General features: G+C 74.4%; 11 protein-coding genes. 7 read left to right on the top strand and 4 right to left on the bottom strand.

Features of this window, described 5'->3' with window-relative positions:
* Positions 1–380 precede the first annotated feature (380 nt).
* The 7 genes from ACLE50_RS07715 (at position 381) to ACLE50_RS07685 (ending at position 8422) form a co-directional block, all read left to right on the top strand.
* Entirely contained in the window at positions 381–1667 is a 1287-nt protein-coding gene (locus ACLE50_RS07715; protein ID WP_410942711.1) for an LLM class flavin-dependent oxidoreductase, read from the top strand.
* Positions 1664–3034 carry an NtaA/DmoA family FMN-dependent monooxygenase gene (locus ACLE50_RS07710; RefSeq protein ID WP_410942710.1) on the top strand — a complete coding sequence of 457 codons (1371 nt, stop codon included), beginning with the start codon at positions 1664–1666 and terminating at the stop codon, positions 3032–3034. Before ACLE50_RS07715 ends, ACLE50_RS07710 begins: the two co-directional genes overlap by 4 nt.
* On the top strand, positions 3031–4632 hold the full coding sequence (locus tag ACLE50_RS07705) for an ABC transporter substrate-binding protein (protein WP_410942709.1): 1602 nt from the start codon (positions 3031–3033) through the stop codon (positions 4630–4632). Before ACLE50_RS07710 ends, ACLE50_RS07705 begins: the two co-directional genes overlap by 4 nt.
* Before the next feature lie 7 nt (positions 4633–4639).
* A complete protein-coding gene (locus ACLE50_RS07700; protein ID WP_410942708.1) occupies positions 4640–5590 on the top strand; it encodes an ABC transporter permease in 951 nt (316 codons plus the stop codon).
* Positions 5587–6483 carry an ABC transporter permease gene (locus ACLE50_RS07695; protein ID WP_410942707.1) on the top strand — a complete coding sequence of 299 codons (897 nt, stop codon included), beginning with the start codon at positions 5587–5589 and terminating at the stop codon, positions 6481–6483. Before ACLE50_RS07700 ends, ACLE50_RS07695 begins: the two co-directional genes overlap by 4 nt.
* The gene (locus ACLE50_RS07690) at positions 6480–8114 is read left to right on the top strand and encodes a dipeptide ABC transporter ATP-binding protein (RefSeq protein ID WP_410942706.1); all 1635 of its coding nucleotides are present in this window, start codon (positions 6480–6482) and stop codon (positions 8112–8114) included. Before ACLE50_RS07695 ends, ACLE50_RS07690 begins: the two co-directional genes overlap by 4 nt.
* A gap of 116 nt (positions 8115–8230) precedes the next feature.
* The gene (locus ACLE50_RS07685) at positions 8231–8422 is read left to right on the top strand and encodes a hypothetical protein (RefSeq protein ID WP_410942705.1); all 192 of its coding nucleotides are present in this window, start codon (positions 8231–8233) and stop codon (positions 8420–8422) included.
* 80 nt (positions 8423–8502) lie between these two features.
* Here ACLE50_RS07685 and ACLE50_RS07680 read toward each other — a convergent pair whose 3' ends face one another.
* From ACLE50_RS07680 to ACLE50_RS07665, 4 genes are read right to left on the bottom strand one after another with little or no spacing between them, the layout of a single operon-like run.
* On the bottom strand, positions 8503–9594 hold the full coding sequence (locus ACLE50_RS07680; RefSeq protein WP_410942704.1) for a YeiH family protein: 1092 nt from the start codon (positions 9592–9594) through the stop codon (positions 8503–8505).
* Positions 9591–9746, bottom strand: coding sequence for a hypothetical protein (locus tag ACLE50_RS07675; protein WP_410942703.1), 156 nt, complete (start codon positions 9744–9746; stop codon positions 9591–9593). The genes ACLE50_RS07680 and ACLE50_RS07675 overlap by 4 nt, the downstream gene beginning before the upstream one ends.
* 20 nt (positions 9747–9766) lie before the next feature.
* Positions 9767–11134 carry an LLM class flavin-dependent oxidoreductase gene (locus ACLE50_RS07670; protein ID WP_410942702.1) on the bottom strand — a complete coding sequence of 456 codons (1368 nt, stop codon included), beginning with the start codon at positions 11132–11134 and terminating at the stop codon, positions 9767–9769.
* Complete coding sequence (locus tag ACLE50_RS07665) at positions 11131–12336, bottom strand: acyl-CoA dehydrogenase family protein (RefSeq protein WP_410942701.1); 1206 nt, start codon at positions 12334–12336, stop codon at positions 11131–11133. Before ACLE50_RS07665 ends, ACLE50_RS07670 begins: the two co-directional genes overlap by 4 nt.
* Positions 12337–12429 lie beyond the last annotated feature (93 nt).

Below are 12429 nucleotides of genomic sequence, written 5' to 3'. Positions count from 1 at the left end.
GCTGGGGCTTCCCAGCCGGTGGAACCGTCGAGCGGCGCGCGTCACCCCGGGCCCGAACGGGTTGACACGGAGCGGTCTCCGCTTCGTACAGTCGATGGCGCACACCATCCGGAGCGGCTGAGAGACCCGGCTCGACGACGCCGCAGCAACCCCCCGCCACCAGCGGGTGCGGGTGCTCCCGCCGGGACCGATGGAGGACCCATGCGACACCCCGCGACGTCCGGCCGGATACAGCGGCGCGCCGCGCACCACCCGCGCTACCGCAGGCACATCGACCTGCAGCGCACCGCCGCCGCGACCTGTCGCGGCTGAGCAACCCCGCGACCCTCCACCACACCTGGTTCCGCCGCGCCGGCGCGCGGCGAGGAAGCGGCACCCATATGTCCACATCGGACTCATATCTGCACCTGGCCGTCGCGCTCGACGGGGCCGGCTGGCACCCCGCCGCGTGGCGCGAGCCCGGCGCCCGTCCCGGCGAGCTGTTCACCGCCGGCTACTGGGCCGACCTGGCCCGCACCGCCGAGCGCGGGCTGCTCGATCTGCTCACCGTCGAGGACGCGCTCGGCCTGCAGTCCGGGGACCACCTCACCCCGGCCGGGCGGGACACCGGCCGGGTACAGGGCCGCCTCGACGCGCAGCTGGTCGCCGCGTTCCTGGCCCCGCTGACGTCGTCGATCGGGCTGGTGCCGACGGTGACGACCACGCACACCGAGCCGTTCCACGTCGCCTCGGCGATCTCCACGCTCGACCACGACTCGCACGGCCGCGCCGGATGGCGGGTGCAGACCTCGTTCCGTGCCGACGAGGCGGCGCACTTCGGCCGCCGCGACATCCCGGTGATCACCCGGGAGAACCGGGACACCCCGGCCGGGCGTGCCCTGGTCGCCGAGCTGTTCGACGAGGCCGCCGACGCCGTCGAGACCGTCCGGCGGCTCTGGGACTCCTGGGAGGACGACGCCGAGATCCGCGACGCCGCCACCGGCCGGTTCCTCGACCGGGACAAGGTGCACCACGTCGACGTCCGGACCCCGTACTTCGCGGTGCGCGGGCCCGCGATCGTGCCGCGCCCGCCGCAGGGCCAGCCGCTGGTCGTCTCGTTGGCGCACGGCTACGACCCGGCGCTGCTCGCCGCCCGTGTCGGCGACGTCGTGTTCACCACCCCGCACGACGCCGACGACGCCGCCCGCGTCGTCGCACAGGTCCGCACCGCGGAGCGGGCCGCCGGACGCACGGCGCCACCCTTGAAGATCCTCGGCGACGTCGTCGTGGTGCTCGGCGGGACCGATTCCCAGGCCCGCGACCGGCTCGCCCGCCTCGACGCGAACATCCCCCTGTCCTCGGATGCCGCGGTGCTCGCGACCACCCCGGCCGGGCTCGCCGACACCCTGCTCGACTGGCGCCGCGCCGGACTCGACGGCTTCCGGCTGCGCCCCGCCGTCCTGCCCACCGACCTCACCGCGATCGTCGACGGCCTGGTCCCGGAGCTGCAGCGCCGCGGTGCGTTCCGCACCGCCTACACCGGGACCACGCTGCGCGAGCGCTTCGGGCTGGCCCGCCCGCTCAGCCGCTACGCCGCAGGCGCCGACCCCGCGGCCGTCCCAGCCATCTCCCCGAGCGCCATCTCCCCGAACTCCGACTCGCCGAACACCGCGGGAGCGACCGCATGAGCCGCAAGCAGATCGTCCTCGGCGCCTACTTCCCCGGCGTCAACCACGACACCGTCTGGAGCGACCCGGCCTCGGGCAGCCACATCGCCTGGGAGTCCTTCGAGCACTGGGCCCGCACCGCCGAGCGCGGGAAGCTGGACCTGCTCTTCCTCGCCGAGGGCCTGCGGCTGCGCACCCGCGGCGGCGAGATCTTCGACCAGGACGTCGCCGGGCGCCCGGACACGTTCTCCGTGCTCGCCTCGCTGGCCGCGGTCACCGAGCACATCGGGCTGGCCGGGACGATCAACTCCACGTTCAACGAGCCCTACGAGCTCGCCCGCAAGCTCGCGACCCTCGACGTGCTCTCCGGCGGCCGCGCCGCCTGGAACGTCGTGACCTCCTCCGACGCGCCGACCGGGGAGAACTTCCGCCGCGGCGCCTACCTCGGCCACCACCAGCGCTACGAGCGCGCGGGGGAGACCCTCGCCGCCGTCCGCGCGCTGTGGGACTCGTGGGGTGCCGACGCCGTCGTCGCCGATCCGCACTCCGGGTGGTTCCTGCGCGACGGCGGAGTCGGCGACTTCGCGCTGTCGGGCAACCAGTTCGACGTCGCCGGGCGGTTCACCGTGCCGCGCTGCCCGCAGGGCCACCCGGTGATCCTGCAGGCCGGGGAGTCCCCGGCCGGGCGGGACTTCGCCGCCGCGGGCGCGGACGCGATCTTCTCCCGCTACCAGAAGTTCGACGAGGCCCGCGCCTTCTACGACGACGTCAAGGCCCGCGTCCGCGCCGCAGGCCGCGACCCGCACGAGGTGCGGATCCTGCCCAGCGCCGGGGTGGTCCTGGGTGACACCGACGCCGAGGCCCGCGAGCGGCACGCCGACATCCACGACCGCCAGGTCGACCCGTGGACCGCGATCGTGCTCGCCGAGATGGTGTGGAACCGCGACCTGTCCGCCTACGACCCGGAAGGCCCGCTGCCCGACGTCGAGCCCACCCCCGAGGCCCCGAAGTGGATCGAGGGCCGGGCCCCGCTGACCCAGGACGCGCACGCCACCGTCGCCGCCTGGCGCGAGCTCGCCGCCGCCCGCGGCTTCTCGCTGCGCGACACGGTCAAGCACGTCTTCGACCGCGCCGTGTTCGTCGGGACCCCGGAGCACGTGGCCGACGAGATCGACCGCTACGTCCAGGCCGACGCCTGCGACGGCTTCATCCTCGGCTCGCACGTCAGCCCGTCCGGGCTCGACGAGATCGTCGACCGGGTCGTGCCGATCCTGCAGGAACGCGGCGTGTTCCGGACCGGCTACGACGGCGGGACGCTGCGGGAGAACCTGGGCCTGGCGCACCCGTCGCGGTTCGGGCACCGGCGCGACCCGGCGGTGCCGGCGTGAGGCGATCCCTCCTCGCGCCGGCCGCGGTGCTCACCGTGGCGCTGGCCGGCTGCGGCACCGCCGCCGGTGCCGGTGCACCCGGTGCCGACGCCGGTCCGCCGCGCCCCGGCGGCACGCTGACCGTCGCCGTCGCCTCCGACCAGGGCTGCGCCGACCCGCAGCAGGTCAAGAGCAACGACTCGATCTACTCGCTGCGCCAGGTCGTGGACTCGCTCACCGACCAGGACCCGCGCAGCGGGGCGATCGTGCCGTGGCTCGCGACCCGCTGGTCGTCGAACCCGCAGGCCACGGCGTGGACGTTCACCCTCCGGCGGGGCGCCACGTTCTCCGACGGATCCCCGGTCGACGCGGCCGCGGTGAAGGCCAACCTCGACCGGGTGCCGAAGCTGGGCGCCCGCGGCACCCTGGCCAAGGGCTACCTCGCGGGCTACGCCGGCACCGATGTCGTCGCCCCGGACCGGTTCACGGTGCGCTTCACGAAGCCGAACGTGCAGTTCCTGCAGGGCACCTCCACGCACAGCCTGGGCCTGCTGTCCCCGGCCAGTGCCGCGCGCAGCGACGACGAGCGCTGCGCCGGCGTCGTCGGGTCCGGCCCGTTCGTGATCGAGTCCTACGTGAAGGACCAGACCACGGTGCTCGCCCGGCGCCCCGGCTACGCGTGGGGCTCGCCGCTGTTCACCCACCCCGGCGAGGCCTACCTCGACCACGCCGAGTTCCGCGTCGTGCCCGAGTCCGGGGTACGCGCGGGGAGCCTGCAGTCCGGCGAGGTCGACGTGATCGCCAGCGTCGGCCAGCAGGACGAGGCGCCGCTCGCGGCGGCCGGGGTGGCCATGCCCGCCCGGCCCAACCCGGGGCTGCCGTTCGGGATCACCTTCAACCAGGCGTCGCCACTGGGGAAGGACCCGGCGGTGCGCGAGGCGGTGACCCGCGGCATCGACCGCGACCAGGTCGTCGGCGCGGTGTTCCCCAGCCAGACGAAGGTCGCGACCGGGCCGCTCGCCTCGACGACGCCGTACTGGACCGACCGGAGCGCGGCCATCCGCTTCGACCCGGCCCGCGCCGCGCGGGTGCTCGACGCCGCCGGCTGGGTCCCCGGCCCGGACGGGGTGCGGGTCCGCGGCGGGCAGCGGCTCGTCGTCCCGGTGACCTGGGCGCAGAACGCGGCCACCAACCGGCCCGCGCTGGAGCTCGTCCAGCAGCAGCTGCGCGGGATCGGGATCGAGGTGGACCTGCAGGAGAAGCAGATCTCCGAGCTCGACGGGATCCAGCAGAGCGGGAACTTCGTCGCGCTGTGGGGCAATCTCACCCGCGCCGACCCGGACATCCTGCGCTCCCAGTTCTCCTCGGCCGGCGTGAACTTCTACCGGTTCCCGCCCGGCCCACTGGACGCGCCGCTCACGGCGCAGGCCGCCGCCGTCGACCCGCGGAAGCGGGCCGCGGCCGCGGCGCGGGCCCAGCAGATCCTCGCCGACGACCACCGCGTCGCACCGGTCGCCGAGCTGACCACCGTGCTCGGAGTGGCACCGACCGCGCACGACGTCGCGTTCGACGCGTCGTCGCGGATCCAGCTGCACGACACCTGGAAGTCCGAGGAGTGAGGCGCTCATGAGCGTGCCCTACCTGCTGCGCCGCGTCGGGCTGGCGCTGGTCGTGCTGTGGGCGGCGTGGACCGTGTCCTTCGTCGTGCTCTACCTGCTGCCCGGCGACCCGGTCGCGACGATGGCCGGCGGCGCCTCCGACGGCGAGCCGGTCAGCCCGGCCGAGCTCGCCGCGCTGCGCGCCCGCTACGGCCTCGACCAGCCGGTGCTCGTGCAGTACGGGCAGAAGCTGGCCGCCGCGCTGCACGGCGACCTCGGGACGTCGTTCGCCACCGGGGAGCCGGTGAGCTCGGCGATCGGGCGGGTGCTGCCGAAGACCCTGCAGATCGCCGGCGCCGGGCTGGCCGTCGCGGTGGTCGGCGGGACCGTCGTCGCCGTCGCCGCCACCTGGACGCGGCGGCGGTGGCTGGCCCAGCTGCTCGGCTCGCTGCCGTCGCTGGCGGTGTCGCTGCCGGTGTTCTGGGTCGGGCTGATGCTGGTGCAGCTGTTCTCCTTCACCCTCGGCTGGCTGCCCTCGGTCGGCGCCCGCGGACCGGCCGCGCTGGTCATGCCCGCGATCGCGCTCGGCCTGCCGACCGGGGCGCTGATCGCCCAGGTGCTGGCGCGCAGCCTGCAGACCGCGCTCGGCTCCTCGTACGTGACGACGGCGCGGGCCAAGGGCGCCGGACCGGCCGCGGTGCACCTGGTGCACGCCCTGGGCAACGCCGCGATCCCCGCGCTGACCGTGCTCGGCTACGTCGTCGGGAACCTGCTCGCCGGGACCGTCGTCGTCGAGACGGTGTTCACCCGGCCCGGCCTCGGGCGGCTCACCGTGTCCTCGGTGGGGCTGCAGGACATCCCCGTCGTGCAGGGCGTGGTGCTGTTCGCCTCACTGGTGTTCGTGCTGGTCAACCTGCTCGTCGACCTCGTGTACCCGCTGCTCGATCCGCGGGTGCTCGTCCACGGAGGGACCCGATGACCTCGCTGCTCGACCGCGGTGCGCCGCCCACGCCCGGTCCCACCGGGGCCACGCCCCGCCGACCCGGTGCGGCCCGGCTCGGCCATTTCCTGCGGCACCGCCCCGGGCTGGTCGTCGCGATCCTGGTCGTGGCCACGGTGCTGCTGGCCGCCGTCGTGCCGTCGCTGCTCGCGCCCGGCGACCCCGACGCCGGGGTGATCGCGCAGCGCTCGCTGCCGCCGGGGCCAGGGCACTGGTTCGGCACCGACCACCTCGGCCGCGACGTGTGGACCCGCGTCGTGCACGGCGCGTCGCTGTCGTTGCTGGGCACGGTGATCGCCGTGGCGGTCGCGCTCGTCGCGGGCGGGCTGATCGGGCTGCTCGCCGGGTTCGCGGGCGGCTGGGTCGACGAGGTGCTGATGCGCATCGTCGACGTGCTGCTGTCGATCCCGTCGATCCTGCTGTCGCTGGCACTGGTCACCGCGCTCGGGTTCGGGACGGTGAAGGTTGCGGTCGCCGTCGGCGTCGCCTCGATCGCGAACGTCGCCCGGGTGATGCGGGCGGAGACACTGCGGGTCCGGCGCGCGACCTACGTCGAGGCCGCCCGCGCCGTCGGCACCCGCTGGTACGTGTCGCTGGCCCGGCACGTCCTGCCCAACGCCGTCGGCCCGGTCGCAGTGCTCGCCGTGCTGGAGTTCGGGCTGGCGATCCTGGCGGTGTCGTCGCTGTCCTTCCTCGGCTACGGCACCCCGCCACCGACCCCGGAGTGGGGGTCGCTGGTCGCGGAGGGCCGCAACTACCTGGCCGTCGCCTGGTGGATGTGCGGGCTGCCGGGCTGTGTGATCGCCGCGACCGTGCTGTCGCTGAACCGCATCTCCCGGGCCCTCGACGGCGAGTGGCGGCGGTCGGCATGAGCGCGCTGCTGTCGGTCCGCGGGCTCGAGGTCGGCTACCGCACGACGGCCGGGACGGTCCCGGCGGTGCGCGGGGTGAGCCTCGACGTCGCGCCGGGGGAGGTCGTCGCCGTCGTCGGCGAGTCCGGGTCGGGCAAGTCCACACTGGCCCAGGCGGTCATCGGGTTGCTGCCCGACAACGGAGCGGCCACCGCAGGCACGGTCGAGCTCGACGGCACCGGCGAGCTCACCACGCTCGGCGAGCGCGGACTGCGCGCGGTGCGCGGCGCCCGGATCGGATTCGTCCCACAGGACCCGGGGGTCGCGCTGAACCCGGTGCAGCGCGTCGGGGCGCAGGTCGCGGAGGCGCTGCGCACGCACGGCATCGCCGACCGCCGCTCCGCGCCCCGGCGGGCCGTCGAGCTGCTCGAACGCGCCGGGCTCCCGGACGCCGCGGTGCGCGCCGGCCAGTACCCGCACGAGCTCTCCGGCGGGATGCGCCAGCGCGTGCTGATCGCCGTCGCGATCGCCGCCGGGCCCGGCCTGGTGATCGCCGACGAGCCGACCAGCGCACTCGACGCGACCGTCGCGCGCCGGATACTCGACCACCTCGACACCCTGCGCCGCGACGACGGCACCGCCCTGCTGCTGATCACCCACGACCTGGCGGTGGCCGCGGACCGGGCCGACCGGATCGTCGTCATGCGCGACGGACGGATCGTCGAGCAGGGGCCTGCGGCTGCCGTGCTCGCCGACCCGTCGGACGCCTACACCCGCGAGCTGCTCGCCGCCGCCCCCGGGCTCGCGACGAGCACCCCGCCGTCACCCTTCCCGGCGGCCGGGGCGGGGGAGGCGCCGGTCGCCGAGGTCCACGACCTGGTCAAGGAGTTCGCCCTCCCGCGTATCCGCGGGCAGTGGCGCCGCGAGCGCCACCGCGCCGTCGACGGGGTGTCGTTCACCATCGGCCGCGGCGAGACGCTCGCCCTGGTGGGGGAGTCCGGCTCCGGCAAGTCGACGACCGCCCGGCTGCTGCTGCGCCTGGAGGACCCCACGTCCGGCCGGGTGCTGCTCGACGGCGAGGACGTCACCACCGTGCGCGGCGAGGCGTGGCGCGGGCTGCGCCGCCGCGCCCAGCTCGTCCACCAGAACCCCTACGCCTCGCTCGACCCGCGCTTCTCCGTGCGTGAGGTGATCACCGAGCCGCTGCGCGCGTTCGCCGTCGGCACCCGCGCCGAGCAGGACCAGCACGCCGCCGCACTCGTCGACCGGGTCGCGCTACCGGCGCCGGTGCTGGACCGGCGGCCCGCGGAGCTGTCCGGAGGCCAGCGCCAGCGGGTCGCGATCGCCCGCGCGCTCGCGCTGTCCCCACAGCTCGTCGTGTGCGACGAGCCGGTGTCCGCACTCGACGTGTCGGTACAGGCCCAGGTCCTGGAGCTGCTCGCCGAGCTGCAGGAACGCGACGGGCTGTCCTATCTGTTCATCTCGCACGACCTCGCCGTCGTCCGCCGGGTCGCCCACCGCACCGGCGTCATGCACGCCGGACGGCTGCGCGAGCTCCGCCCCACCGCGGAACTGTTCGCCGACCCGCACGACGGCCACACCCAGGAGCTTCTCGCTGCGATCGCCGGTCAACGGGCGGGAGCGGTGACGTGACCCGCACCGTCCTGTCCCGGCGCAGGTTCGTCGACTACGGCCTGGTGCACGCGTCGCTGTGTCGGGCCTGCGATCCACCCCGATCCGACCGACCTCGCGACAGCACAGGAGATGCCGTGACGACCATCGACCACACCGACACCGATCCGGGGGCCCGTCTGCTCGACGGGCTGGAGGCCCTGGTGCGCAGGCACCGGGCCCTGGCCCACGACACCTCGGGTCCGCTGCACGTCGAGCTGATCACCGCCGAGGTGGCGCAGCAGCTCGCGATCGCCCGGACCGCGCCGCGGCACCGGCCTGCCGCCTGAGGCAGCTCCAGGAGTCGATCAGCACGGTCCCGCGGTGACCACCGTGGAACCGTGCTGATCGGCTGGTGCAGGGGCGCGGCTCAGCCGGTGCCCAGCAGGTCCGAGGTGAGCAGCACCAGCACCAGCGAGCAGCCGGCCACCACGACCAGCCCGAGCGCAGCGACGACGAGCGGCCGGATGCCGCTGCGGGCGATCTCCCGCAGGTCGAAGTTCAGCCCGACCCCGGCGAAGCACAGCAGGAACGCCCACTTCGACAGGTTCCCGAGGCTCTTGACGTCGGCCTTGCCCAGCACCCCGGCCGTCGCGAGCGCGGAGACGACCACGAAGCCGATCACGAACTTCGGGAACGTCCGCCAGACGAAGGCGCCGCGGGCCCGCCGGCCCGGTGCGACGGCGACGCCACCACGCGTCGACCAGTAGACCGCGTAGACCAGCACGACGACGCCGATCAGCGCGTTGCGGGTGTTCTTCACCGCGACGGCGACCTGCTGGGCCTGCGGGGAGTACGCGGCACCGGTCGCCGTCGTCTCCGCGGTGTTGTCCACCGCCAGCCCCGCCCACAGCCCGAACTGGGTGTCGGTCAGTGCCAGCGCGTGCCCGATCGCCGGGAAGCTGAACAGCGCCACCGCGCCCAGCGCGAGGATCGCGGCGATGGCGTAGCCGGAGTCCTCGTCGTCGGCGTCGATCGCGCCGCGCCCGGCGATGATCGCGGAGACCCCGCAGATCGAGGTGCCGATCGCGAGCAGCGTCGACAGCTTCCCGCTCAGCCCGAACGCCCTGCCGACCAGCAGGATCACCGCGGTCGCGACGACCATGTCGATCAGGATCAGCCCGAGGCTCAGACCGCCGAGCCGAGCCAGCTCGCCGAGCAGGAACCGGGCGCCGAGCAGCACGATCCCGGTCTTGAGCCAGAACTCGTAGGTCGCCACGCCCGGCCGGAACACCGCCGGTACACCGACGGTGTTGCGGATCAGCAGGCCGAGCAGGATCGCCCACAGGACGTATTCGACGTCGGGCAGCGGGATGCCGCCGGCGGTGCCGGCCGCACGCAGCCCCGCCTGCAGCGCCACCCCGACCAGCCCGACGACGAGCAGCAGGACCAGCCCCGGGAGTGCACGACCGGCGGTGCCGGCGATCCCGGAGGCCCGGGCCGGTGCAGCGGGCGCGCTCACGAGATCAGGAACGGGATCGAGGGGAGCAGGCCGAGCACGGCCAGCAGAACCAGGACCGCCGCGAGGAGCACGGCGCCCCAGTCGGCGTCGAGCCGCCGTCGCTGCGGCGGAGCGCCGGACGTGGCGGGATCGGACGTGGCGGGATCGGACACGGTTCCTCCGGGAGTGCGGATCAGCGCCGTGCGTGCACGGCGGCCGGATGGTCGGGCAGCGCCCGTGCGTGCCCGCTGCCGTACAGGTGCTCGCGCAACGTCGCGCCCTCGGGCTCGTCGGGCAGCAGCCCGCGGCGCCGCAGCTCGGGCACCACGAACTCGACGACGTCGGAGAACGAGCCGGGTGTGATCGCGTAGGCGAGGTTGAAGCCGTCGACGTCGGCGACGTCGACCCAGCGCGCCATCTCGTCGGCCACGGTCTGCGGCCCGCCGACGACGACCGCGCCCATCCCGCCGATGCCGATGTGCTCGGCGATGTCGCGCGGGGTCCACTCCCGTGTCGGGTCCGCGGTCGTGAACTGTTCGACGGCGCTGCGGATCGCGTCGGTCTCGGCGAACCGCAGCGGCTCGTCGGGGTCCAGTGTGGACAGGTCGAGGCCGGACCAGCCGCCGTAGAGGGTGAGCGCGCCCTCCAGGCTCACGTACCGGCGCAGGTCCTCGTACTTGTCCCCGGCTTCCGCGTCGGTGGCGGCGGTAACCACCGTGAGCAGCGCGAACACCTTCACCGACGCCGGGTCGCGGCCCTGCTCGGCGGCCGTGCGGCGCAGCGTGGCGACCCGCGGGGCGAGCGTCTCCGGGGTCGCGGCGGTGACGAACACGCCCTCGGCGTGCCGCGCGGCGAACGCGACCCCGCGCGGCGACGCCCCGGCCTGGAAGATCGTCGGCGTGCGCTGCGCGGACGGCTCGGTCAGCCCGATACCGGGGACGTCGAAGAACTCGCCGTGGTGGTCGATCGGGCGCACCTTGGCCGGGTCGGTGTAGACGCCCTTGTCCCGGTCGAGCAGCACCGCGTCGTCGTCCCAGGACGCCTCCCACAGCTGGTAGACGACCTCCATGAACTCGTCGGCGACGTCGTAGCGCCGGTCGTGCGGGACCTGCACCTCCAGTCCGAGGTTGCGGGCCGCGGACTCCAGGTAGGACGTCACGACGTTCCACGCGACCCGGCCACCGGTGAAGTGGTCCAGTGTGGAGAACCGCCGCGCGAACGCGTAGGGCTTCTCGTAGGTCAGCGACACGGTGATCCCGAAGCCGAGCTTCTCGGTCACCGCGGCCATCGCCGACACCGCGAGCGTCGGGTCGCCGACCGGGACCTGGATGCCGTCGCGGATCGCCGATTCCGGTCCACCGCGGTAGACGTCGTAGAGCCCGACGACGTCGGCCACGAACAGGCTGGTGAACCCGCCCCGCTCCAGCAGCTGTGCCAGGTCGGTCCAGTAGCGCAGGTCGTGGAAGGTGTGCGACCGGTCGTCGGGGTGGCGCCACAGGCCGGGCGACTGGTGCCCGGCGCACGTCATGTCGAACGCGTTCAGGTGGATGCGGCGGGTCATCGGGCGCCGGCGCTCCAGGCGTAGGGCAGGTCGCTGCCGTTGAGGACGTGGTCGCCGACCGAGCGCAGCTTGTAGATCAGCGGGTTGTGCACCGAGATGGTGCGGGCGTTGCGCCAGTGCCGGTCCAGGCGCAGTGCCTCCGAGGTGCTCGACGCGCCGCCGACCTCGAACAGCTGGGTGGTCGCGTCCAGCACCGCCGGGATGACGACGGACTGGGCGTGTGCGGTGTCGAGCTCGAGCGCGTCGAGCAGGTCGGGGTCCTCGCCGCCGGCGTCGAGCAGCTCGTCGATCCGCCCGGCGAGGTCGAGCACGAGGGTGCGGGCCTGCCACGCCGTCGACGACAGCCGCCCGATCACCTCCTGCACCAGCGGGTCGTGGCGTGGCAGGTCGGCGGGCGCGTGGGAGTAGGTACGGGTGCGGTGCCGCACCCACCCTGCGACGTCGTCGGTGGCGCGGCGCGCGATCCCGGCCAGCACCGACAGCTGCACGAGCTGCAGGTACGCCGTGGCGTACGTCCGGCCGGGCGCGCCGTAGCCCGGGCCGAGCAGCCGGTCGGCGGGTACGTACACGTGCGCGAACCCGGTGGTGCCGCTGGCGGTGAGGCGCTGGCCGAAGCCGTCCCAGTTGTCGTGCTGGGTGACACCGTCGGCGGTCGCGTCGACGAGAACGGCCTTGCGCTCCCCGTCGAGGTCCGCGGCGACGAGGATGTGGTCGGCGTAGAGACTGCCGGTCGAGTAGTACTTCGTGCCGTCGAGGCGCCAGCCGTCGCCGTCGCGGGTCAGCGTGGTGCGGTAGCGGTCGGCGGCGCCGACGCCCGGCTCGGAGATCGCGTTGCCGACCAGCACTCCGTCGGCGACCGCACGCAGCCACCGCTCGCGGTCCGGCCCGGGCTCGGCGCGCAGCTGGTCCTCGACGAACGTCCAGTGCACCCGTAGCGCCTGCGGCAGGTTCGACTCGGCCGCGGCGAGGTCGATCAGCAGCCGGAACAGCTGGCGTACCGAGACGCCGTAGCCGCCCAGCTCGGCCGGGACGCGCAGCGCACCGAATCCGGCCTCGCGCAGGGCGTCGACCTCGTCGTGGGCGAGGGTGCGGTGCTGCTCGCGGTCGACGGCGCCCTCGGCGATGCGGGCGAAGACGGGGCCGAAGACCTCGTCGAGCTGGGCGTCGGACCAGCGGGTGGGGGACGGGGCGGTCGTGGTCACAGAGGCGTCCTTCGTGGAGGAGAAGACGTGCGGGTACGTGCCGGGACGCGACGGACGGCGTCCGGGACGTGCAGCAGCGGAGGGGGACCGGTC

Source organism: Pseudonocardia phyllosphaerae (assembly GCF_046546475.1).
GTDB lineage: Bacteria > Actinomycetota > Actinomycetes > Mycobacteriales > Pseudonocardiaceae > Pseudonocardia > Pseudonocardia phyllosphaerae.
The sequence above is the reverse complement of the archived record's forward strand: the minus strand, read 5'-3'. Positions and strand labels throughout refer to the sequence as shown.